Genomic DNA, 26,313 nt, shown 5'->3' on the forward strand with positions numbered 1-26,313 from the left:
GCTCGTGTGCAACCGATGGTGGCGTTGTAGCTGAGGATTTCGGTGGTACGAACCCGAGCTCGAGGAATACTGACCCCATGACCGAACCGCAGTGGACGCCGTCGCCCGAGGATATCGAGGGTGCCCGCATCACGGACTTCGCCCGACGTGTGGAGCAGGAACACCAGGTATCGCTGCCCGATTACGACGCTCTGTGGCAGTGGTCGACCCAGAATATCGAGAAGTTCTGGCAGTCGGTGTGGACCTACTTCGACATCTCGGCGGAGACCGAACCCACCGATGTGCTCTCGAATTCGGACATGCCGGGCGCGGAATGGTTTCCGGGTGTTCGGTTGAACTACGTCGATCAGGTCCGGCGGCACGCACAGGGCCACGGCACGGCGATCGTTCATGCGCGTGAGGACGGCACGACCACCCGGTTGTCCTGGGCGGAATTGAGCAGGCAGACAGCAGCGCTGGCGAACACCTTTCGTGAGGCGGGCGTCGAACCGGGGGACAGGGTGGTCGGCTATCTGCCCAACATTCCCGAGGCCGTGGTGGCCTTCCTCGCCGCAGCGAGTGTCGGCGCAGTCTGGTCCGCGTGCGGACAGGACTACTCCGCGTCGGCGGCGCTCGATCGTCTGGGCCAGTTGGATCCGGCAGTGCTGGTCGCGGCGAGTGGCTATTCCTACGGCGGAAAGCACCACGACAAGCGATCCGACGTCGCGACCCTGCGTGCTGGACTCCCGACGGTGACGCTGGTGGTGCAGGTGGGCGAACACGACGCAGGCGAGACGGTCGGCTGGGAATCCGCCACTGCAGGCGAGTACGAATGGTCCTCGGTACCGGTGAATTTCGACCACCCCCTGTGGGTGGTGTTTTCCTCCGGCACCACGGGGCTGCCCAAGGGAATCGTGCACGGACACGGCGGTGTACTCCTCGAGCATCTGAAGGCGGTTGCACTGCAATCGGACATCGGTTCCGAGGACACGTTCTTCTGGTACACCAGTCCGAGTTGGATGATGTGGAACTTCCAGGTCGCAGGATTGCTGGTGGGTGCGACAATCGTCTGCGCCGACGGAAGCCCGGCATTCCCGACGCCCGACGCGTTGTGGGCTGTCGCCGCACGCGAGAAGGTCACGTTTCTCGGTACCAGCCCCGGTTACGTTCTCGCGTGCATCAAGGCGGATTCGCATCCTGCGCGCGATCACGATCTGTCGGCGCTTCGGGCGATCGGAATCACCGGCTCCGCCATGCCTGCATCGTCGTCACTGTGGCTCGCGGACAACGTCGGCCACGCGGTTCCGGTGTTCTCGATCTCCGGCGGAACCGATGTGGTGTCGGCATTCGCCGGTGGGGTACGAACGGTGCCGGTATGGCCGGGCGAGCTGTCCGCGCCGTGCCTGGGCGTGGCGCTCGACGCCTTCGACATCGACGGTAAGTCCGTGATCGGTGAGGTGGGCGAGTTGGTCGTCACGAAGCCGATGCCGTCGATGCCCGTGCGATTCTGGAACGACGACGACGGATCTCGATACCGCGACGCCTATTTCGACGCCTATCCAGGCGTATGGCGTCACGGCGATTGGATCACCCGAACGCAGCACGGCAGTGTGGTGGTACACGGCAGGTCCGATTCGACCTTGAATCGCAACGGAATTCGGATGGGAAGCGCCGACATCTATCAGGCCGTCGAGGCCCTTCCCGAGATAGTCGAATCACTCGTCCTCGGCGTCGAATCCGACAACGGCAGCTACTGGATGCCGCTGTTCGTCGTGCTGGCCGACGGCATCGAACTGGACGATGCACTGAGGTCGAAAATTAACGCTGCGATTCGCGAGCACGCATCACCACGCCACGTGCCCGACGAGATCATCGCCGCCCCAGGGGTTCCGCACACCAGGACCGGCAAGAAGATGGAAGTGCCGATCAAACGGATCTTTCAGGGCGGCGATGTGGCACGCACCCTCGATCGTCGGGCCGTCGATGCACCGGAACTCGTGGACTGGTACATCGAACAAGGTCGCGATCACGGGCGCTGACGAGTCCACCTCGCAAGATATTCCTTCTCGTCGGGGGTGATACGCCGCAGTGTCTCCGAGCCGACGTCCACCATCGCCATCTGAGTCGACGCGAGCACCGCAGGCGGAGAATCGGCGGCCGCGCCCGCCGCGCGGACCTCGTAGCCGATGGTGAAGTCCACCGACCGCACCCGCTCGAACCACAAGGTGATGTCGAGCGGACTGTCCGAATGGCGCAGCGGCTTCTTGTAGGAGATGTTCACATTGGCGATCAACGCACTCTTGATCAAACTCTCGTTGGCATCACCCGAATTCGATGGTCGTTCCGCAGGCTCCACTCCGCTCGACAAGAGCCACTCGATCCGCGCCTCCTCCAACAGGGTGACCATGCGAGCGTGGTTGATGTGGGCGAAGGCGTCCATGTCGGACCACCGGACGGTGACTCGTGCGTGGTAGCCGATGGGGTTCTGGTCAGTCACCGGTCCACGTTCTCATGTCACCGCTCTTTCACGGGTGCGTGCTGTCGAGTCGCCAGGTGTTCTAGAGTCCGGGTGTGCTGATCAGAAGTGTTGTCCTCACCCCGGGCACTCCCGCTGTCGACGTTCAGACCGTCGGCGGCGCGGTCGCCGAGGTGCACCCGGCCAGTGCAGCGACACGCCCGATCGAGGGGGACGTTCTCGACGGTCGCGGCGGGGCCTTGCTGCCGTCGTTCGTCGACAACCATGTTCATCTGACGCAGTGGGCCGCCTCCTTGACCCGGATCGACGTGACGGGCGCGGATTCGGCGGTCGATCTCGTCGACATTCTCGCGCGTTCGAACGAGCGGCACGGCACGTCGATCCTGCGTGCGCAGGGATTTCGTGACGCGTTGTGGCCCGACACGCCGCACAAGGACATTCTGCAGAACGCGTTGCCAGGACGGCGTGCCGCGATCACCAGCATGGATCTGCACACCCTGTGGCTCAGCCCGGCCCTGCTGGCCGAGCTCGACATCGATCATCCGACAGGTGTGCTGCGGGACATCGAGTGCATGGAAGGTCTCAATGCCCTCGACCGATTGGCCGACGTCGACGACAGTGACCGCGACACGCTCGCTGCCACCGACGAGCTGGCCAGACGGGGCGTCACCGGCGTCACCGACTTCGAGTACGCGGACAATCGCGCCGTGTGGACGCGCCGCTGCGGCGGTGGAACGTCGGCCGTCGACGTGCAGTTCGCGGTGTGGCCCGAATGGCTCGAACACGAACTGATTCGCGGCGCTGCGACCGGTGACGTGATCGATGATCACTCCGGTGTCTCCCTCGGACCGTTGAAGGTCATGTTCGACGGTTCGCTCAACACGAGAACTGCGTGCTGCCACGATCCGTATCCGGGCGGTGGATCGCATGGACTTCTGCTGGAGACGCAGGAAGATCTGATCTCTCTGATGCGCAGTGCGTCGGACGGTGGAATACGGCCTGCGATCCATGCGATCGGTGACCGCGCGAACTCCCTGGTGCTCGACGCGTTCGAGGTGGTCGGCGGAGGTGGGCGGATCGAACACGCGCAGCAATTGCGTCCGGCGGACGTAGCGCGGTTCGCCGCGTACGGAGTCACGGCGTCGGTCCAGCCTCAGCACGCGATGAGCGATCGAGAGGTCGCCGACGAGCTGTGGAGCGGCCGCGCGTCGATCGCCTACCCCTACATGTCCTTGCACCGGGCAGGTGCGCGGCTGCTGTTCGGTTCCGACGCGCCCGTGAGCCCGCCGTCACCGCTGGACGCGGTCGCCGACGCCGTCTGGCGGACCGACGACGACCGGGAGCCGTGGCAGTTCGCCGAAGCCCTTCCACTCGACGTGGCGCTCGCCGCTGCCTGCGGTGGACGTTCGGTGATCGACGTCGGATCGCCTGCCGACCTGGTGCTTCTCGCCGAACACCCGGCCACGTTGGGCAACGCCGAGCTACGCGAAGTGCCGGTCCGCGCCACGGTGCGTGCAGGCCGACGCACGTTCGATGCGGTGGGATCGTCATGACCGAACACGATCTGGGCACCTGGCGCGAGTACGCCGGCTCGACCTTGTCGGCGCCGCTCACCGCCGCGCTCAGCGCATTCGTCGAACAGGGGTATCACGGGACGTCGGTGCGCGAAATCGCAGGTCGGGCCGGGTTGTCGGTGCCTGGGCTGTACCACCACTACCCGTCGAAGCAGGCGCTGCTCGTCGGTCTGATGACCGCCGCGATGGAGGAGCTACTCGAACGCTCCACGCGTGCGGAGGCCGAGGCCGGGCCACGCGCGGCGGAGAGATTCGATGCCGTCGTCGAGTCGCTTCTGCTGTTCCACATGCACCGGAGCAATCTGGCGTTCGTCGGATCGACGGAGATCCGCAGCCTGGAACCGGCGAATCGCACACACTACGTGCGGCTTCGGGACGAACAACAAAGGATGCTCGATCGGATCGTGCTCGACGGGATCGCCTCGGGTGACTTCGAGGCCCCGTACCCGGCCGACGCGTCGCGAGCGGTCACCACGATGTGTGTGGGGGTGGCTGGTTGGTACCGCCCGGACGGGCCGCTCGCCGTCGGCGAACTCGCCACCGTGTATCTCGATATCTCGAGAAGAATTGTCGGTGCCGTGCGGTAGTACTGAAACCTGTGAACAATCACGAACAGGTAACATCGCTTTATGGCCACTCTCACCGACCCCGATGTTGTTGAGTTCCTCGGTTTCGGGACACGAACGGGCAAATTGGGTTACGTCGCCGCCGATGGTCGGCCACTCGTAGCTCCCGTCTGGTTCGTGCTCGAGGGCGATGCCGTCGTATTCAACACCGGGGCCGACACAGCGAAGGGTCGCGCCATTGCCCGTGACCCACGCGTGGTGTTGACGGTCGACCTGGAGGAGCCGCCGTACGGGTTCGTTCAGATTCAAGGTGTGGTGGAGACCTCGGAAGAGCCGCTCGACCTGCTCCGGACCGCAACCGCGATCGGTGGTCGATACATGGGTGGCGATCGAGCGGAGGAGTTCGGCGCGCGTAACGGAGTTCCGGGTGAACTCGTCGTCCGTATTCGCCCGACCAAGGTGATCGCTTCTCTCGACATGACCTCGTGAACCGTGGTCTGCGGTGCGCTGGGGCTTTCGAAAACGCGGAGCCGATGTCGCTCGTTCGTTTTGGTCAACGCTGCCGGGTGACCTGTAGATTGGACCGGTGCTGATTCAGGTTCGGGGACTGGGGGCACTCGTGTTCATGACACGCGTCCGACGAGTCGGTAGTGCCAGGCGACGGGAGACGACCTACTTCAGATGTAACGACAATGGCCCGTCATGTAGATGTACCGATGGGTAACTTCTATCGGCCCGTGGTCTGCGGTTTCGTGGATACGGGAATTTTTCGAATTGATGTATTCGGTGCCCACCGAACAGTCGGTGCAGCTGGCGATCGATGGGGGCGCGTGATTGTGGGAAAGAGAGGATTCGATTGGACCCGCTAGGTTTTGATGGATCAGCCGATAGTGAATCAGCAGGTCCCGGGGTACCCGAGTCGTCGTTCCCGCTTTCTCCCGCACAGCTCGGCATGTGGTTCGCGCAACATGTCGATCCTTCTGTGCCCGCGAACATCGCTCAGTACGTCGAACTCCGCGGTGATCTCGATACCGATCTCCTGCGTCGAACGTCCTCGACCGCTGCGATGGAGATGCAGTCCGGGTTCGTTCGAATCGTCGAGGTCGACGCCGAACCACGTCAGTTCGTCGACTCCTCCCTCGACGACCCGCTGGGTTACGTCGACCTCCGCGGAGAGGCCGATCCGGACCGCGCCGCGCACGAGTGGATGCGCGCCGCCTACAGCGCACCGATCGACATCCTCCGTGATCGACTGATCGCGGCCACGGTTCTGCACCTCGACGAGGACCGCTACTTCTGGTTCAACCGGGTCCACCACGTGGTGCTCGACGGTTTCGGCGCCGTGACGTTCATGAACCGGGTCGCCGAGCTCTACACCGCGGCGGTCGAGAAGATCGAGCCGAAGCCGAACCAGTCCTCGGACCTGTCGAAGGTCTACGAGATCGATGTCGCGTACCGCGAATCGTCGCGATTCGTCACCGACAAGCAGTACTGGAGCGAGCGGATCGCCGGTATCGAGGAGACCACGAGTCTCGCCGGCCGTTCGGCGGCGCCTGCACCGATCAGTCAGATCGACAGTGTGGCGCTCGGTGAGGGCACCGTCGCGGGCTTCGACGAGCTGACCACGGCAACCGAGAGCACCATGGCGACCGTCGTGATCGCCGCCTTCGCCAGCTACATGGCGCAGATGACCGGTCGTGAGGACGTCGTGTTGAGCCTGCCGGTCACGGCGCGGACCACGGCAGTGCTGCGGCGATCCGGTGGCATGGTGTCCAACGTCGTACCGCTGCGGCTCACGGTGGCCGCGGACACGACCATCGAACAGCTTCTGACCAAGGTCACCACCGAGGTATCCGGAGCCCTACGGCATCAGCGTTACCGCCACGAGGACATCCGACGCGACGCAGGTGGAACCAGCGGCCAGGCGTCGTTCTTCGGGCCGTGGGTCAACATCATGCTGTTCTTCTCCGAGGTGCGACTCGGCGAGATGGTGGGCGGCATCAACATTCTGTCGACCGGACTCATCGAGGACTTCGGACTCAACCTGTACCAGAGCGTCGGCGGTAGCAAGACTCACATCGACTTCGAGTCGAACCCGAACCTGTACTCCTCGGACGAATCGGCACGCAATCACGACCGCTTCGTGGAGTTCCTCGACACGTTCGTCGCGGCCGAACCCGGCTCGCGCGTATGGGATCTCGATGTCTCTACGCGCGCCGAGCGGGCGGCGGTGCTGGGGACGTTCAATGCCACCGATCATCCGGTCGAGCAGCGCACTCTGCTGACCGACTTCCATGCGCGCGTCGACGTCGATCCCGATTCCGTAGCGCTCGTGTACGAGGGGACAGCTCTCACGTACGGCGAGCTCGGCAATCGAGTCAGCGGCCTCGCCCGCCAGCTCATCGCCAAGGGTGTAGGAACCGAAACTCTTGTCGGACTGTCGATTCGGCGATCCATCGATCTGATCGTGGCGATGTACGCCATCGTCGAAGCCGGCGGCGCCTGGGTCCCGATCGATCCCGATCACCCCGCCGAACGCACCGCGTACATTCTCGATTCGGCGTCACCGCTGTGTGTCCTGGTGTCCTCGCACGACGCCGTCGACCTACCCGACGGAACCGACGTGCTCGAGGTCGATCGACTCGACTACGACGCGCTGGATTCGGCGCGGGTGTCCGACGCCGACCGCCTCGGTGCGCTTCGGCTCGACAACACGGCCTACGTCATCTACACCTCCGGTTCGACCGGTCGACCCAAGGGGGTCGCGGTCACGCACGAGGCGATCGACAACCAGCTGCAATGGATGGCCGCCGAGTACGCGCTCGACGCCTCCGACGTCTACCTGCAGAAGACGGCGACGACGTTCGACGTGTCGCTGTGGGGCTTCTTCCTGCCCCTGCAGGTCGGCGCCACCATGGTGCTGGCAACTCCGGACGGCCATCGGGACCCGGTCTACGTAGCCGACAAGATCGCCGAACATCGAGTGACCGTCACCGATTTCGTGCCGTCGATGCTCACCGTGTTCGTGGCCAATGCCCCCGCCGGATCCTGTGATTCCCTGCGGCACGTGTTCGTCATCGGCGAAGCACTTCCCGCCGAAACCGCCGCTGCATTCCGGGTTCTCGGCGACGCCGGACTGCACAATCTGTACGGCCCGACCGAGGCCGCGGTGTCGGTGACGTACTACCCGAGCGGCCCCGCGGACGTCCGCACGGTCCCGATCGGCGTACCCGAGTGGAACACCAAGGCATTCGTGCTCGACGGCACCCTTCGGCCGGCTCCGATCGGTCAGGCGGGAGAGCTCTATCTGGCGGGCGTACAGCTCGCGCGCGGTTACGTCGGGCGACCCGACCTGACCTCCGACCGCTTCGTGGCCAACCCGTTCTCCGCGTCGGGTGAGCGCATGTACCGCACCGGCGATCTCGTGAAGTGGCGCGCGGACGGCAACATCGACTACATCGGGCGCACCGACTTCCAGGTCAAGTTCCGCGGTCAGCGCATCGAACTCGGCGAGATCGAGACGGTGCTGCTCGCGCACGAAAATATTTCGCAGGCAGTCACACTCGTCGTTGCAACGGCAACGGGCGACCAATTGGTGTCCTATGTCGTCGCCGCGCCCGGCCGAGCCGTCGATCCCTCCGACACAACGGAATTCGCGTCGCACGCACTGCCGTCGTACATGGTTCCCGCGGCCGTCATGGTTCTCGATGCGCTGCCACTGAACACGAGCGGGAAACTCGACCGCAGCGCGCTGCCCGAGCCGGTTTTCACCAGCGCCCGAGAGTATCGGGCACCGCATTCTCGCGCCGAGTACGTCGTGGCGGGAGTGTTCGAGGATGTACTGGGTGCCACGAGGGTGGGGCTCGACGAAGACTTCTTCGAACTCGGTGGAAACTCGCTCATCGCAACACAACTCGTCACCCGTGTGGGCTCGGCGCTGGGCATCAGGCTCGGCGTCCGTGAGCTGTTCGAGGCGCCGACCGTCGGCGCGTTGGCTGCGCGTGCCGAGATCGCGATCGAACACGGATCCTCGGGACCGGAACTGGTTGCGGGAGTGCGACCGGAGGTTCTGCCGCTCTCGCTCGCGCAACAGCGTATGTGGTTCCTGAACCGGTTCGACCCGGACACCGCCGCCTACAACCTGCCGTTCATGGTGCGGTTGACCGGACGTGTCGACGTGCACGCCCTGTCGCGGGCCTTCGCCGATGTGGTGACACGGCACGAGAGCCTGCGAACCGTCTACCCACAGGTCGACGACGCCCCTCGACAGGTCATCCTGTCGCCGGACGACGCATTCACCGGGCTCACCGCCGTCGGCGTCGACGAGGGGTCGCTGACGAGGAAGCTCGTCGAGCTGGCCCGAGAGGGTTTCGACGTATCGGCGGCGCCACCGTTCCGTATCGAACTGTTCGAGCTGTCCGGCACCGAATACGTGCTGGCAATGGTTCTTCATCACATCGCGGCGGACGGATCGTCCTTCGGCCCGCTGGCTCGCGACATCATGGTCGCGTACGAGGCCCGCTCGAACGGCCGGGCACCGGGATGGGCCCCACTGCGCATCCAGTACGCCGACTACGCGCTGTGGCAGCGCCGGATGCTGGGAGTGGAGACCGATTCGGCGTCGCTGTCGGCGCAACAGATCGACTTCTGGCTGCGCGCGCTCGACGAACTTCCCGACCAGCTCGATCTGCCGTCGGATCGCCCGCGACCGGCCGTGGCCACCAACGGAGGTGCCAAGAGTCGCTTCGTCATCGCTCCGCGCGTCCACCGTGGGCTCAGCGACGTCGCACGATCACATCAGGCGTCGCTGTTCATGGTCGTGCAAGCCGCCTACGCGGTGCTGCTCTCGCGTCTGAGCGGGACCACCGACATCGCGATCGGCGCGCCGATCGCAGGCAGGGCGCACGAGGAACTCGACGACATCATCGGTATGTTCGTCAACACTCTCGTGCTCCGCGCCAAGGTCGAGCCAGGTGATTCGTTCGACGAGCTGCTCGATCAGGTCCGCAACACCAACCTCTCGGCGTTCGCACACGCCGACATCCCTTTCGAACGGCTCGTCGAGGTGCTGAACCCGCCTCGCTCGACGGCGCGTCACCCGCTGTTCCAGGTTGCGCTGTCGCTGGAGAAGGCACGGCACAGCGATCTCAGTTTCGCCGGGTTGCGTGCCACCGCAGACGAACTCGACGTTCCGATCGCGAAGTTCGATCTCCAGCTCTGGCTGACGGAGCATCACGACGAGTCGGGTGCGCCCGACCGCATCGAGGCGACGTTCGAGTATGCGACGGACCTCTTCGACGCAGCCACCGTCGAAGGATTCGCCGACCGCTTCCTGAAGATCCTCGATGCCATCGTCACCGACGCTTCCGTGCCGCTCGGTGCGATCGACATTCTGACTCCTGACGAGTTGGCGCAGCTGACCACCGTGCACGGTGGTCCGGTGTCGTCGCCGCGCACACTTCCGGAGTTTCTCGCAGCGGGTGTGGCGGCCAATCCCGACGGCGTCGCGGTGTACGCGAACGGTGACGAGCTCACCTATCGCGACATCGACGACATCACCAATCGGTACGCCCGATATCTGATCGGTCGCGGTGTCGGACCGGAAACCGTGGTGGCACTGGCCTTCCCGCGGTCGGTCGAGATGGTCGTCTCGATGTGGGCGGTCGCGAAGACCGGCGCAGCCTGGGTGCCCGTGGATCCGGAATACCCGGTCGATCGAGTCCGCCACATGTTGTCCGACTCGGGAGCTCTCGTCGGAGTCACGTCCTCGGCACGCGTCGACGAGCTTCCCGATACCTGTGAGTGGTGGGCCATCGACGACCACGCCTTCGAGAGCTCGGTCGAAGGATCCTCGGGTGAACCGATCACCGATGCAGATCGGCGTGCGCCGATCCGTCTCGACAACGCCGCATACGTCATCTACACCTCAGGATCGACAGGACTGCCCAAGGGCGTCAGCGTCACCCACCGCGGCCTGTCCGGTCTTGTGGACCAGTCGCGTGAGCTGTATCGCGTCACCGTGGAATCGCGCTTCCTGCATGTCATCTCGCCCAGTTTCGACCCGTCGGTACTCGAATGGGCGCTGACGGCGTCGGCGGGTGCCACGCTCGTCGTCGTCCCGCCGGCGATCATCGGTGGCCCGGAACTGCATCGGCTGTTCGCGGACGCGGGCGTCACGCACGCGATCATCACCCCGGCAGTTCTCGGATCGATGGATCCGGCAGGGCTCGACGCCCTGGAGCTGTTGTCCGTCGGAGGCGAGGCGTCGGCGCCGGATCTGGTATCCAGGTGGGCACGCGGGCGTCGCTTCTTCAACGCGTACGGACCCACCGAGACGACCATCGTCTCGACACGTGGTGAGCTGTTCGCAGGTGAGGTCATCACCGTCGGAGGCCCTGTTCCCGGAGTCGGCGCCGTGATACTCGATACGCGTCTGCAGCCCGTTCCTGTCGGTGTCGCAGGTGAGCTCTACCTGTCGGGCGAGGCGACCGCTCGCGGATACTACCGTCGACACGGCCTCACGTCGGAGCGCTTCGTGGCCGATCCGTTCGGTGCACCCGGATCGCGTATGTACCGAACAGGTGACGTGGTCAGGTGGACCAAGGAGTTCGCGATCGAGTACGTCGGTCGTTCGGACTTCCAGGTCAAGGTGCGCGGATTCCGCATCGAACTCGGTGAGATCGACGCCGCCCTCGAATCGTTCCCCGCCGTCGGGTTCGCTGCGACGCTCGGGCACGAAATGCAGTCCGGCCACACGGCTCTGGTGTCCTACGTGCACGGGTCCGCCGAGATCGACAAGGACGAACTGCTGCGGCACGTGTCCGCACTCTTGCCGAGCTACATGGTGCCGTCGGTGCTCATGGTCCTCGACGAGGTACCGCTGACACCGATCGGCAAGCTGGATCGACGTGCGCTGCCCGCGCCGGAGGTGGGCATCAGCTTCCGGCAGTTCCGTGCTCCGACCACGCCGATCGAGGAGACCGTCGCGACGGTGTTCTCCGACGTCCTCGGCGCACCGGTGGTGGGGCTGGACGACGACTTCTTCGAGCTCGGCGGTAACTCGCTCATCGCGACACAGGTCGTGGCGAGGCTCGGTGCGGCGCTCGACGCACAGGTTCCGGTCCGGGCGATTTTCGAGTCGCCCACCGTGGCCCAGCTCGCGATTCGAGTCGAGCAGGAAGCAGGCCGTGGCGCACGTGTCGCACTCGGCCGAAGCGTGCGGCCGGAGCGCATTCCGCTCTCGCTCGCGCAGCAGCGGATGTGGTTCCTGAACCGGTTCGACACCGAGTCCGCCACCTACAATCTGCCGATCGCACTCCGGCTGTCCGGCGCACTCGACGTGCCCGCTCTGCAGGTGGCCATTCTCGACGTCATCGATCGACACGAGTCACTGCGGACGCTGTTCCCGGACTCGGCGGACGGCCCACACCAGGTGGTGCAGGACGCCGCGCAGATCGTGCCGAACCTGATGCCGATCGACACCACCGTCGCCGAGTTGCAGCGTGCCATAGCGCATCTGGCGTCGACCGGGTTCGACGTCACCGCCGACGTGCCCGTCCGGGCTCGCCTGTTCGAGATCAGCCCGACCGAGCACGTGCTGACGATCGTCGTTCACCACATCTCCGCCGACGGTTGGTCGTTGAGTCCGCTCGCCCGCGACATCATGATCGCGTACGCGGCCAGGACCGCATGGGAGCCGCCTGCCTGGTCTCCGTTGGCGGTGCAGTACGCGGATTACAGTGTGTGGCAGCGGTCGATTCTCGGATCGGAAGACGATCCCGCGTCGCTCATTTCCAGCCAGGTCGACTACTGGGCGGACGTACTCGCCGGGTTGCCCGACCAACTTGATCTGCCGACCGATCGTTCGCGGCCGAGCCGGCAGTCCTACAAGGGTTCGTCGGTCCGCTTCGAGGTCTCGGCCGACCTTCACCGTCAGTTGTCGATGCTCGCCCACGCGAACAACGCGTCCTTGTTCATGGTGGTGCACGGCGCTCTGGCGGTGCTGCTCGCACGGTTGTCCGGGACGAGCGACATCGCAGTCGGAACGCCGGTCGCCGGTCGCGGTGATGCCGCGCTCGACGATCTGGTCGGGATGTTCGTCAATACACTCGTGCTGCGGACCGAAGTCGACACGTCGCTGTCCTTCACGGAGCAGATCGGCCGAGCCAGGGAAGTTGCACTCGGTGCGTTCTCCCATGCGGATCTGCCGTTCGAGCGTCTTGTCGAGGTGCTCAATCCAGCACGTTCACAGGCCAGGCATCCGCTGTTCCAGGTCATGTTGTCGTTCGAGAATCTCGCGCGGACACACGTCGAACTTCCCGGGCTCTCGGTCGACAGCGTCGCTCTCGACACCGAGGTCGCCAAGTTCGATCTACAGCTCAACGTCACCGAGTCGATCGGACCGGACGGCCGCGGACAGGGCATGTCGGCCGAGTTCACCTACGCGATCGATCTGTTCGATGCGGAAACGGCGCAGAGTTTCGCCTTCCGGTTCGTTCGAGTACTGGAAGCGGTCGTCGCCGATTCTTCGGTCGCGGTAGGCGACATCGACCTGCTGCACACGGGGGAACGCGAGCGGGTGGTGTCCACCTGGAACGGTACGAGTCGGGAGATCGCATCCGATGTCACCCTCGTGGACCTGTTCGATCGACAGGTCGCGCGCACACCGGACGCGACGGCGCTGGTGTACGAGGGCGAGGTTCTGACCTACTCCGAGTTCGATGCACGAGCGAATCGCCTTGCTCGACATCTCATCTCGATCGGTATCGGCCCCGATACGTTGGTAGGACTTGCTATCGGGCGAAGCATGGAACTGCTCGTCGGAATGTACGCCATCGTCAAAGCGGGCGCCGGTTACGTGCCGATCGATCCCACGCAGCCGGCCGAGCGCAACGAATACATCGTCTTCACCGCATCTCCGGTGTGCGTGTTGTCCACGACGCGCGATCACCCGAATTTGGCGACGGTCGACGTCCTCGATGTGGATTCACTCGACCTCGGCGGATACTCGAGCGACCCTGTGACGCAACAGCACAGGGTGTCTCCGCTGCGTGCGCAGAACACCGCGTACGTCATCTTCACTTCGGGTTCGACAGGCCGACCCAAGGGTGTCTCGGTCTCGCACGCCGCGATCGTCAACCGGTTGCTGTGGATGCAGCACGAGTACCCGATCGGTGCCGACGACGTGGTGCTGCAGAAGACCCCCTCGACATTCGATGTGTCGGTGTGGGAATTCTTCTGGGCCCTGCAGAACGGAGCCTCGATAACCATTGCGATTCCGGACGGTCACCGGGATGCGGCGTACCTTCTGGAGCTGATCCAGCGTCGACGGGTGTCGGTGGCGCACTTCGTGCCGTCGATGTTGTCGGTGTTCGTTCCCGAGGTCGAGGTACGGCGAGATGCAGGTAGCTCGCTGCGGTTGGTATTCGCTTCGGGTGAGGCTCTGGCTCCGACGACGGCACAATCGTTGCGCCGCGCGCTGCCCAGAGTGGCATTGCACAATCTCTACGGTCCCACCGAAGCTGCAGTAGACGTGACGTACCACCCCGTGAGCGATGTCGACACCGTGGTGATGCCCATCGGTGTGCCCGTGTGGAACACCTCGGTGTTCGTGCTCGACGCACGTCTGCTGCCGGTGCCGATCGGCGTTGCGGGAGAGCTCTATCTTGCGGGCGATCAACTGGCACGTGGCTACGTAGGCCGTCCTGACCTGTCCGCCGATCGGTTCGTCGCAGATCCGTTCGCGCAGTCCGGAAGTCGTATGTACCGCACGGGTGACGTCGTGCGGTGGAACCGTGCAGGGGAACTCGAGTACATCGGGCGCAGCGACTCTCAGGTCAAGCTCCGAGGCCTTCGCATCGAACTCGGCGAGATCGAAGCCGTGCTGCTCGAGAACGCCGACATCGCACAGGCATCGGTGGCGGTGCGCGGCGAGCAGTTGGTCGCCTACGTGGTCACTGCACCCGACACCGATCTACGCCCGATACGAAACATGTTGGCGCAGAGGCTGGCCGAGTACATGGTCCCGTCGGTGTTCGTGCCGATGGACCGGTTCCCGCTCGGTGCAACAGGAAAGCTGGATCGCCGCGCCCTTCCCGACCCCGTGCACGTGCAGCGCGAGTACCGCGAACCGGTCACACCGACCGAGCAGACGGTAGCGCGCGTGTTCGGCGAGGTACTCGACGCGGATGCGATCGGCCTCGACGACGATTTCTTCGAACTCGGTGGAAACTCACTGATCGCAACCCGTGTCGTGACGCGGCTCGGCGCTGCCCTCGACGCCGAGATCGGCGTTCGTTCGCTGTTCGAAAACCCTTCGGTCGGTGCTCTGGCGCAGGCTCTCACGGAACGAGCAGGTGCCGGACGACGCAAGCCGTTGGTGCCGCAAGTTCGTCCCGACGTCGTTCCGCTCTCGCTCGCCCAGCAGCGAATGTGGTTCCTCAACCGGTTCGACACGGCATCCGGTGTCAACAACATTCCCGTCGCGGTCCGCCTGTCCGGGTTGCTGGATCGGCAGGCGCTCAACATCGCCGTAGCGGACGTGCTGGATCGGCACGAATCCCTTCGCACCGTGTACCCCGAGATCGACGGATCCGGGCACCAGGTGGTTCTTCCGACCAGCGAAGTGATCCCGGATCTTTCGCCGATCGAGATTTCCGGCGACGACATCTTCACTGTTCTCGAAGACGTGGCGACGGCGGGCTTCGACGTCACTGTCGAGTTGCCGCTGCGCGCACGCCTGTTCGAGATCAGCCCGACCGAGCACATCCTGGTGTTGGTCGTTCATCACATCTCGACCGACGGTTACTCCATGGGTCCGCTCACGCGGGACGTGATGACCGCCTATGTCGCACGGTCCGAAGGTGCCGAACCGAACTGGACAGCTCTTCCGGTGCAGTACGCGGACTACAGCCTGTGGCAGCGGGACATGCTGGGACACGAGAGCGATTCGGACTCTCTGCTCGCCAAGCAACAGGACTACTGGAAGTCCGCTCTGGAATCGATTCCCGCACAACTGGATCTGCCGACGGACCACGCGAGACCTGCGGTCGCATCGAATCGCGGCGCAGCTGTGCCGTTCTTCATCGATCAGGCAACGGTGGGCGATCTGACGGATCTGGCGCACCGCAACGGGTCCTCGCTGTTCATGGTGATGCATTCGGCGTTCGCCGTCCTTCTCTCGCGCTTGTCGGGAAGCGACGACATCGTGATCGGCACTCCTGTCGCCGGGCGCGGCGAGTCGGCGCTCGACAATCTGATCGGCATGTTCGTCAACACGCTCGTACTCAGGACCCCCGTCGACGGGCACTCTCGTTTCGACAAGTTCCTCGCACGCAACAGATCCATCGATCTACAGGCTTTCGCACACGCGGACGTACCGTTCGAACGACTGGTCGAAGTACTCAATCCTGCTCGTTCGCAGGCACGCCATCCGCTGTTCCAGGTCATGCTCTCGTTCCAGAACATGGAGCGGACCAGCCTGGAACTGCCGGGACTGTCGGTCTCGATGGTGGATTTCGAGACGAAGGGTTCCAAGTTCGACCTGCAGCTGACCATGAGTCAGACGGTCGACGAACACGGTGCCGACGCAGGTCTGTCCTGCTTGTTCACCTACGCCACCGACCTGTTCGACGAGTCGACAGTAGAGACGCTCGCGGCACGGTTCGTACGGGTCCTGCGCGCAGTCAGTGCCGACTCGGCAGTTGTGATCGGCGACATCGACTTTCAGGATGCCGACGAACGCGATCAGCTCGTGCACGGTGTCAACGACACCGCGCAGGCAGTCGACGGTGCGCACACACTGGTGTCGCTGTTCGACGAACAGGTCGCTCGCACTCCGGATTCGACTGCTCTCGTACTCGCATCGGAGACCGACGAGCCCCCTCAGGTACTCACCTACGCGGAATTCGATGCCCGAGCGAACGCCCTCGCCCGCTACTTGGCGGGCCGCGGGGTCGGACCCGAGTCCACGGTCGCGTTGGTGGCGCGTCGCTCGTTCGAGCTGCTCGTCGGAATGTATGCGATCGTCAAAACCGGTGCCGCCTATGTGCCCATCGACCCCGATCAACCTGCCGCGCGCAACGAGCACGTCCTCGCGACCGCACTGCCGCTGCTGATCCTGGCGACGCAGGACGTGGCCGATTCGATCACGGCGGACGCTCCGATCTGTGTGTTCGACCAGCTCGATCTGAGCGAAGTCTCGAGCACTCCGATCACCGATGCCGATCGCACCGCTGCGCTCCGACCGGACAACCCGGCCTACCTGATCTTCACGTCGGGGTCCACCGGCAGACCCAAGGGTGTGTCGGTCAGCCATCGCGCAATCGTGAACCAGATGCTGTGGGGACGGGATCGCTATCGCCCGACCGAAGACGACGTCTTGATTCAGCAGACCCCTGCAACCTTCGACGTCTCGGTGTGGGAGTTCTTCTGGGGGTTGGGGAACGGCGCATCACTGGTTATTGCACCCCCTGACGCGCATCGTGACCCCAGTCGGATCACCCGCATCATCGAGCGGGAACAGGTGACGCTTGCACACTTCGTTCCCTCGGTGCTGTCGGTGTACGTCGCCGACACCGAGAACGAAGCATGCCGTTCGCTGCGAATGCTGTTCGTTGCCGGTGAGATGCTTCCCCTGCCTACCGTGATTCGGGTTCTTCGGGTCCTTCCGAACGTGCGACTGCACAACCTGTACGGACCTGCCGAAACCACTGTCTACGTCACCCACCATTCGGCGTCCGGCACCGACATCGAGGCGGTGCCGATCGGCGTGCCGTTGTGGAACACGCAGGTCTACGTTCTGGACGAGCGGCTGCACCCCGTGCCAGCGGGTGTCCTCGGAGAACTCTACGTCGGTGGCGTGCAGCTGGCCCGTGGATACGCGAGCCGGGCCGATCTGACCGCCGAGCGCTTCGTGGCGGATCCCTACGGGGACAACGGGGCTCGTCTCTATCGTACCGGCGACCTGGTGCGATGGAACGACAGCGACGAGCTGGAATACGTCGGACGGAGCGACTTCCAGGTCAAGCTCCGGGGCCAGCGGATAGAGCTCGGAGAGATCGAGTCCAGTCTCCGATCCGCCGGCGAGAACGTCGACGACGCGGTGGTCGTCGTCCATTCGGACGAACGCGCAGGAGACCGGCTCGTTGCCTACGTCGTGCCGCGTGTCGGCCACGCGATCGACTCGGCAGCTCTTCGTTCCGCCATGAAGGCGTCCCTGCCGTCGTACATGGTGCCGTCGTCGTTCGTCACTCTCGATGCCTTGCCGCTCAACGCCAGTGGGAAGCTCGACCGTCGCGCTCTGCCGGTCCCCAGCATGGACGTCGCGCTGTTCCGCGCACCTGTGACGCCGATCGAGGAGATCGTTGCTCAGATCTTCGGTGACGTGCTGGGCGCCGAACGGGTGGGTCTCGACGACGACTTCTTCGAGCTCGGTGGGAACTCATTGGTCGCGATGCAGCTGGTCTCGCGACTCGGGGCTGCGCTGGACACGCGCGTCGCCGTGCGTGAACTGTTCGAGAGCTCGACCGTCGGTGCATTGGCGACAAGCGTCGAACGCAAGTCCGGGACCGGTGGGCGCACAGCGCTCGGCCCGCAGGATCGTCCGTCTCTGATCCCGTTGTCCCTTGCGCAGCAACGCATGTGGTTCCTCAACCGCTTCGACCCGGAGTCCGCCGTCAACAATATTCCCGCGGCGATCAGGCTTACCGGACAGCTCGACGTCGCAGCGCTCACCGCAGCGGTGAGCGATCTCGTGAGCCGTCACGAATCATTGCGTACCGTTTATCCGGATCACGGCGGTTCCGGCTTCCAGAAAATCCTGGCCTCCGGTGACGTCACGCTCGATGTGGTGCCGAGAGATGTCACAGCCGACGAGCTGGCCACGGCCATGTACGACATGGCAGCAACCGGGTTCGACGTCACCAGCAGCGTGCCGTTCCGAACGCGACTGTTCCGCGTCGGCGACGACGAATACGTGTTGATGTTCGTCGCCCACCACATCGCGGCCGACGGATTTTCGATGACACCGTTGGCGCGCGATGTGATGACCGCGTACGTGGCGCGGGCGGAAGGTCAGGATCCGACCTGGACGATGCTCGAGGTCCAGTACGCCGACTTCGCCATCTGGCAGCGCGACGTACTGGGATCCGAGTCCGACCCGGGCTCGCTTCTCGCTCAGCAGGAAATCTATTGGCGTCAGAACTTGGCCGACCTTCCGGACGAGGTCACGCTGCCGTCGGATCGACCACGTGGCGACACGGCGTCGGGGCGCGGCGACGTCGTCTCCTTCGCCGTGAGCTCCGATGTCCACCGACGCTTGTCGGAACTCGCGCGCGAGGGCAACGCATCGCTGTTCATGGTCGTCCACAGTGCGGTGGCTCTGATGCTGGCGCGTATGTCGGCGACGGAGGACATCGTTGTCGGAACACCGATAGCAGGCCGTGGCGACGCGGCCCTCGACGACGTGATCGGCATGTTCGTCAACACGCTGGTCCTGCGGACCGACGTGCAGGCTTCGGCAACGTTCGGCGAGTTGCTGGCGAGGTCTCGCGAGGCCGATCTGGCTGCATTCGCGCACTCGGACATTCCGTTCGAGCGAGTGGTGGAGGTTCTCGACCCCGAGCGCTCCAGAAGCCGCCATCCCTTGGTCCAGGTACTGCTCGCGTTCCAGAACATTCGGCGGACCGAGTTCGAATTGCCCGGCCTGACAGTGGCATCGGTCGACGTGCATTCGGCGACGGCGCGGGCTGATCTGCAGTTGACGGTCACCGAGTCCATCGCGGAGGACGGTGCTCCCGACGGACTGGAGGTCTTCTGGACCTACTCGACGGATCTCTACGATCGACGCACGGTGGAGGAGTTCGGTGCACGACTGAATCGAGTGTTCGACGCTGTCGTCGACAACCCTCGTGTCGTCGTCGGCGACATCGATCTGCTCGGCGCCGACGAACGAGTCCTGGTGACGTCGACCTGGGCGGGTGTCGACGGTATCGATGCATCCACTCGAACGCTGGTGGACCTGCTGGACCGACAGGTCGAACAGGCGCCACACTCGACTGCGGTGGTGTTCGGTGCCGAGCGCGTGAGCTACCTCGAACTCGACGGGCGAGCCAATCGGCTTGCGCGATACTTGATCTCGATCGGTGTCGGACCCGAGTCGTTGGTTGCCGTCGCGCTGCCACGATCGGTCGAGCTCGTCGTCGCACTGTTGGCTGTGATCAAGTCCGGCGGTGGGTACGTCCCGGTCGACCCGACCAATCCGGCGGATCGAATCGCGTACGTCCTGGAGGACGCGGCGCCTGCTGCCCTGGTGACCTGGAAGGGTCGCGAGTTCTCGGTAGCGGATGGCCTGACGTGCGTCGAAGTCGACGCTGTCGATCTCGGGGACGTCGACTCGGCGACAATCGGCGATGCCGAGCGCATTCGTCGGCTTCGTCCCGAGGACGCTGCCTACGTCATCTACACCTCGGGGTCGACGGGACGACCGAAGGGTGTCGTGGTCCCGCACGTAGCCGTGGCGCGTCTGATGGCGAACACCGACGGTCTGTTCGAGTTCGACTCCGGCGACGTGTGGACACTGTTCCACTCGTACGCATTCGACTTCTCGGTGTGGGAGCTGTGGGGACCGCTACTGCACGGCGGCACGCTCGTGGTGGTCGACTACTTCACGTCGCGGTCGCCGGAGTCGTTCCGCGAACTGCTGATTCGGGAGAAGGTCACGGTTCTCAACCAGACTCCCTCGGCGTTCTATCAACTCGCCGAAGTGGATCGGGTTGCGCCTGTAGGCGATGCGGAGCTGGAACTGCGCTACGTCGTCTTCGGCGGTGAAGCTCTCGAACTGCGTCGGCTGTCGGATTGGTTCTCGCGTCACGGTGACCGTGGTCCCGAGCTGGTGAACATGTACGGGATCACCGAGACGACGGTGCACGTATCGCACCGTCGGATAGACAGCGAGTTGGTCGCGAGCGCGACGGGTTCCGTAGTGGGCGGCGCGATCCCTGGTCTGCGCGTCTACGTGCTCGACTCACGCCTCGAGCCGGTACCGGTCGGGGTCGCCGGTGAGATGTACGTCGCCGGTGGCACGTTGGCTCGTGGATATCTCGGACGTACGGAGTTGACGGCCACTCGTTTCGTCGCGAACCCGTTCTCGGGTACGCATGCGCATCGCGGCGGTTCGCTGATGTACCGCACCGGTGACGTCGCGCGTCGAACCGCAGACGGCGATCTCGAATTCGTCGGTCGTGCCGACGATCAGGTGAAGATCCGGGGCTTCCGGATCGAGCTCGGCGAGATCGAAACTGCCGTATTGGAACAGAATTCGGTCGGTCAGGTCGCAGTGGTGGTCCGGGCCGACCGCCATGACGCGCATCAGCTGGTGGCCTACGTCGTGCCTGCCTCGGGCGCCACTGCGGATCTGTCGGATATTCGGGCCGGAGTTGCCGCCCTGCTACCTGACTACATGGTCCCGTCGGCGTTCGTCGTCGTGCCGCAGATTCCGTTGACGGTGAACGGAAAGCTGGACCGTCGCGCATTGCCCGAACCGGTCTTCGAGATTCGAGAGTTCCGTGCACCGACCACCCCGTTCGAGGAGATCGTCGCGGAGGTCTTCGCCGACCTGCTCGGCGTCGAACGGATCGGTGTCGACGACGACTTCTTCGAACTCGGCGGTAACTCGTTGATCGCGACTCGTGTGGTGTCGCGTATCGGTGCAGCGGCCGACGCCGTGGTTCCCGTGCGGGCCTTGTTCGAGGCGCGCACTGTCGCGAAGCTGGCCGTCGAGGTCGAACGCTCCGGTGGTGCCGGTCGCGTAGCTCTTGTTGCACGGGAGCGGCCGACGGAGATTCCGTTGTCGCTGTCGCAGCGGCGAATGTGGTTCCTGAACCGGTTCGATCCCACATCGACGGCGTACCTCGTGCCGATTGCGCTCCGCCTGTCCGGAGACTTGGACGTCTCGGCACTCGGGGCGGCGGTGGCCGATCTGATGTCGCGTCACGAGTCGCTGCGGACGGTGTATCCGGAGACCGAGAACGGGCCGGTGCAGGTCATTCTGCATCCTTCGCAGGCTGTTCCCGAACTGACGGTCACCGAGGTCGCGCCGGACGCTGTTGCCGAACAGATCGCGTCGCTCGCAGCCACACAGTTCGATGTCACGACGGACGTTCCGATTCGAATCGAGCTCTACCGGACCGATGCCACGGAGCACGTGCTCGCCATGGTTGCGCATCACATCAGCGTCGACGGTGTGTCGGTCGGGCCCTTGGCGCGCGATCTGATGACTGCCTACGCCGCGCGGACTGCGGGTGCCGATCCGGGTTGGGTTCCGCTACCTGTGCAGTACGCGGACTTCAGTCTCTGGCAGCGGGACATGCTCGGATCCGAGTCCGACGAGGATTCGACGGCAGCGCGCCAAATCGGTTTCTGGACCGAGACATTGGCGGGTCTCCCGGACGAGCTCGCGCTTCCCTCCGACCGTCCGCGGCCGGCGGCACAGTCGTTCGCCGGGGCGAGCGTCGAGTTCGACATCGATCCGGAACTGCACCGACGTCTGCGCGATCTGGCGCGGGCGCAGGGTGGCACGCTGTTCATGGCTGTGCACGCGGCGTTCGCGGGACTGCTCTCGCGGATGTCCGGAACGGAAGACATCGTCGTGGGTACGCCGATCGCCGGTCGCGGTGACCGCGCATTGGACGACTTGATCGGAATGTTCGTCAACACTCTCGTGCTGCGCACCCAGGTGGACGGATCGATGCCCTTCACCGCTCTCGTCGACCGTGCCCGCGAGACAGATTTCGCCGCCTTTGCGAACGCGGACGTGCCGTTCGAGCGACTGGTGGAGGTCATCAACCCCGTTCGCTCGACAGCTCGGCATCCGTTGTTCCAAGTCGGATTCTCGTTCCAGAACCACGGTGTCACCGATCTGGCACTTCCCGGTCTCGACATCGCTGCGGTGGAGGTCGAATCCGGTGTCGCGCAGTTCGATCTGCACCTGATCGTGGTGGATCGCTACGACGAGAGCGGGTCACCCGCAGGCATGGCTGCGGAGTTCACGTACGCGAAGGACCTGTTCGACCACGCAACCGTCGGCTCGATCGCCCAGCGTTTCGTGCGGTTGCTCGAATTCGTCGTCGATCGACCCGACGTGCCGATCGGCGATGTCGACGTACTCGACACGGTCGAGCAGACACTCGTCGTCGAATCGTGGAACCAGACGGCTCACCCGGTGAACCGTGAGGCCACGTTGGTCTCGCTGTTCGACGCTCGAGTCACCGCCCAGCCCGACGCGACTGCGTTGGTCGACGGCGCCGACCGCCTCACGTTCCTTGAATTCGATTCGCGGATAAACCGATTGGCGCGTTACCTGATCTCCCGCGATGTCGGACCGGAAACTCTGGTGGCGCTGGCGATTCGTCGTAGCGCCGATCTGGTCGTCGCGATGTTCGCGGTCGCGAAAGCGGGTGGCGCCTACGTGCCGCTCGATCCCGATCAGCCACGGGAGAGGATCGACTACATCCTGGGGACCGCCAGGTCGGTACTGCTGCTGACGACGTCGAACGACGGCTCCGGATTCTCGGAGCACCCGGTCCCGGATCTTCCGACGACGTACGTCGACGATCTCGATCTGTCCTCGTATGAGGACTCGCCGATCACCGACGTCGAGCGGTTGTCCTCGCTCGGTGCCGCCAACTGTGCCTACGTCATCTTCACCTCGGGATCGACAGGTAGGCCCAAGGGCATCGCCGTGAGCCACGCCGCGATCGTCAACCAGCTGACCTGGAAGAGCACCGAGTTCGACCTCGGACGAGACGATTCCGTGCTGCTCAAGACTGCGGCGACGTTCGACTTGTCGGTGTGGGAGTTCTGGTCTGCTCCGACGTCGGGTGCAACTCTCGTCATCGCTGGACCGGACGAGCACCGCGATCCTGCGAGGCTGGTGGACATCATCGCGGGCGAGTCGATCACCACGCTCCACGTCGTGCCGTCGATGCTGAGCGCACTGATGACGGTCACGGACAACACACTGCCGCCGTCGTTGAAGCGGGTGCTCGCCATCGGTGAGGAACTCCCCGGCGATGTCGCACGGCGTTTCGTCGAGCACAACCAGATCGCTCTGTTCAACCTGTACGGTCCGACCGAGGCAGCGGTGTCGGTGACCTCGCACCTGGTCCTGCCCGACGAGGGCGCACGTGTTCCGATCGGCAGGCCGGAGTGGAACACCCGGGTCTACGTGCTCGATTCGCGGATGCACCCGGTCCCGGTCGGAACCACGGGTGAGCTCTATCTGGCCGGAGATCAGTTGGCCCGCGGCTACCTCGGTCGCTCGGATCTGACTGCCGAGCGCTTCGTCGCAGACCCCTTCGACTCCGACGGCGGACGGCTGTATCGCTCCGGCGACCTCGCGTCCTGGACCGCAGACGGAGAACTGGTCTTCGCGGGCCGGTCCGACTTCCAGGTCAAGATCCGAGGTTTCCGGATCGAGCTCGGTGAGATCGAGGCAGCGTTGCGGGCGATGGATGAGCTCGGCGACGCTGCCGTGCTGTCGTATTCGGACCCACACACCGGTGATCGGCTCGTGGGCTATCTGGTTTCCGCCGAATCCGCGTCGGTCGACATCGATGCGGTGCGAACAGCATTGAACTCGGCCCTGCCGTCGTACATGGTGCCGTCCCACTTCGTCGTACTGTCGTCGCTGCCGCTCAACGCCAACGGCAAGCTCGATCGTGCCGCGCTGCCCGCCCCGGTCTTCGAATCGACGGAATTCCGAGCTCCGACCGATCCGATCGAAGAAATCGTGGCGCGCGTGTTTTCCGAGCTTCTCGGCGTACCTCGGGTCGGTCTGGACGACGACTTCTTCGCCCTTGGCGGCAATTCGCTGGTCGCGACTCAGCTCGTCGCTCGTCTCGGTGCTGCACTGAATGCGCCGATCTCGGTCCGTGCGGTGTTCGAGGCGCCGACGGTCGGTGCCCTCGCCGCCCGTGTGGAATCGAACGTGGGACAGGGTGCCCGCGCGCCGCTCGTGGCGCGGCCCCGACCGGACGTCGTACCGCTGTCGTTGGCGCAGCAGAGGATGTGGACGCTCAACCAGTTCGACAGCACGTCCGATGCCTACAACATTCCGGTGGCCATCAGGCTGACCGGGTCGTTGGACGTCGCCGCGCTGCGAGCGGCGGTGGGCGACCTGTTCCGGCGGCACGAGATTCTGCGGACTCGGTACCCCGATACCGCGGACGGCCCCGTCCAGTCGGTTGTGCCGCTCGAGGAGGCGCAGCCGCCTCTCGAGTTGCGTGACATCTCGGCGGCGGACGTACTGGCTGCAGTCGGGGACGTCGTGACCGAAGGCTTCGACGTTGCGGCGCAGGTCCCGGTCCGCGCGGAGCTGTACCGCATCACCGAGTCCGGCGATTCCGAGTTCGTCCTGGTCCTGGTTGCCCATCACATCAGCGCCGACGGATTCTCCATGCGTCCGCTGATCAGAGATGTCATGACCGCTTATGTCGCGCGCACGGCCGGCGATGCGCCCTCGTGGGCCGAATTGCCCGTGCAGTACGCCGATTACTCGCTGTGGCAGAGGGAAGTACTCGGATCCGAGAGCGACCCGGACAGCGTGCTGGCCAAGCAGATCGCGTTCTGGTCGGACACGCTCTCCGGTGCACCCGAGCAGATCGGGTTGCCGACGGACTTTCCTCGGCCGGCCAGAGCGTCGATGCGCGGTGGCCGGATGGAGTTCACGGTCGCATCCGACATCGCCGCGCGTGTGCAGAAGACTGCACGCGAGCACAGCGCGACGGTCTTCATGGTGGTGCACAGTGCCCTGGCGGTCTTGCTGTCCAAGTTGAGCGGTGAGCAGGACATCACCATCGGTACTCCGGTTGCCGGCCGTGGTGATGCAGCCCTCGACGATCTCGTCGGCATGTTCGTCAACACGCTGGTACTGAGAACATCGGTTCCGCCGAGTGCAACGTTCGCCGACCTGTTGGCCGGAGTAAGAGAGAAGGATCTGGCCGCGTTCGGCAACGCCGACGTCCCGTTCGAGCGGGTCGTCGAGGTGGTCGGACACAAGCGTTCGGCGGCCTTCAGCCCGCTGTTCCAGGTCATGCTGACATTCCAGAATCTCGCCTCCGGCACCTTCGCGTTGCCCGAATTGGAAGTGTCGGCTCTCGACAGCGGCCTCGAGCAGGCAAAGGTGGATCTACAGCTGACCGCTGTCGAGCGCTTCGACGATTCCGGCGAGCTCGTCGGAATCGACGCCGTGTTCAACTACGCGACGTCGTTGTTCGAGCCGGCGACGGTCGACCTGTTCGCGCAGCGCTTCGTCCGCCTTCTCGATCTCCTGACGTCCGATCCCGACAGCATCGTTCGTGCCGTGGACATGCGTTCCGAGTCCGAGCGAGTGGTGCCTGCAGCCAAGCCGAAGACGATCGACGACCTGCCCGAGTTGGTGGCGGCCGCAGCGACGGTTGCTGGATCCTCCGTTGCGTTGTCGCACGACGGCACGAGCGTCACGTTCGGAGAACTCGACGAGAAACTGTCGGCGGTCTCCAGATCGACCGGCGGTGCACTGAAACCAGAAGCGGTGTTGTCGGTGGCACTGACAGGTCTTCTCCCGGGGATTCTGCCCGCTCTCGGCGCGGACGGCTTTGCGGCAACGGTTGCCACCTTGATTCGCGACGCCCAGGACCTGGCTGCTCCGCCGGGAGGAGCCGGTGCCCCCATGCAGTGA

General features: G+C 64.6%; 6 protein-coding genes. 5 read left to right on the top strand and 1 reads right to left on the bottom strand.

The genetic code is table 11. The features are described from left to right. Window positions 1-77 precede the first annotated feature (77 nt). Window positions 78-2,018 (top strand): acetoacetate--CoA ligase, encoded by a 1,941-nt coding sequence (locus tag RY1_RS10060; protein WP_072803369.1) that lies wholly within the window; start codon window positions 78-80, stop codon window positions 2,016-2,018. Here the strand turns inward: RY1_RS10060 and RY1_RS10065 are convergent. Beyond that, window positions 2,006-2,476: an acyl-CoA thioesterase gene (locus RY1_RS10065; RefSeq protein ID WP_072803370.1), complete on the bottom strand. Its 471-nt coding sequence runs from the start codon at window positions 2,474-2,476 to the stop codon at window positions 2,006-2,008. The genes RY1_RS10060 and RY1_RS10065 overlap by 13 nt on opposite strands. A gap of 74 nt (window positions 2,477-2,550) precedes the next feature. Here RY1_RS10065 and RY1_RS10070 point away from each other — a divergent pair, with 74 nt between their 5' ends. The 4 genes from RY1_RS10070 to RY1_RS10085 all read left to right on the top strand — a co-directional run bounded on the left by RY1_RS10070 (window position 2,551) and on the right by RY1_RS10085 (window position 26,313). Then, window positions 2,551-4,008, top strand: a complete 1,458-nt coding sequence (locus RY1_RS10070; RefSeq protein WP_072803371.1) for an amidohydrolase — start codon at window positions 2,551-2,553, stop codon at window positions 4,006-4,008. Then, window positions 4,005-4,616, top strand: a complete 612-nt coding sequence (locus RY1_RS10075; RefSeq protein WP_072803372.1) for a TetR-type transcription factor C-terminal domain-containing protein — start codon at window positions 4,005-4,007, stop codon at window positions 4,614-4,616. Before RY1_RS10070 ends, RY1_RS10075 begins: the two co-directional genes overlap by 4 nt. A 42-nt stretch (window positions 4,617-4,658) precedes the next feature. Next, window positions 4,659-5,084 carry a PPOX class F420-dependent oxidoreductase gene (locus tag RY1_RS10080; RefSeq protein WP_072803373.1) on the top strand — a complete coding sequence of 142 codons (426 nt, stop codon included), beginning with the start codon at window positions 4,659-4,661 and terminating at the stop codon, window positions 5,082-5,084. 331 nt (window positions 5,085-5,415) lie between these two features. Then, a complete protein-coding gene (locus RY1_RS10085; RefSeq protein ID WP_072803374.1) occupies window positions 5,416-26,313 on the top strand; it encodes a non-ribosomal peptide synthetase in 20,898 nt (6,965 codons plus the stop codon).

The organism is Rhodococcus yunnanensis NBRC 103083 (genome assembly GCF_001895005.1).
Taxonomy (GTDB): Bacteria; Actinomycetota; Actinomycetes; order Mycobacteriales; family Mycobacteriaceae; genus Rhodococcoides; species Rhodococcoides yunnanense.

What these genes read in the sequence shown, in the direction of transcription:
- RY1_RS10060 (WP_072803369.1), top strand. Translation starts at nt 78, where the DNA reads ATGACCGAACCGCAGTGGACGCCGTCGCCCGAGGATATCGAGGGTGCC.
- RY1_RS10075 (WP_072803372.1), top strand. Translation starts at nt 4,005, where the DNA reads ATGACCGAACACGATCTGGGCACCTGGCGCGAGTACGCCGGCTCGACC.
- RY1_RS10080 (WP_072803373.1), top strand. Translation starts at nt 4,659, where the DNA reads ATGGCCACTCTCACCGACCCCGATGTTGTTGAGTTCCTCGGTTTCGGG.
- RY1_RS10085 (WP_072803374.1), top strand. Translation starts at nt 5,416, where the DNA reads ATGGGGGCGCGTGATTGTGGGAAAGAGAGGATTCGATTGGACCCGCTA.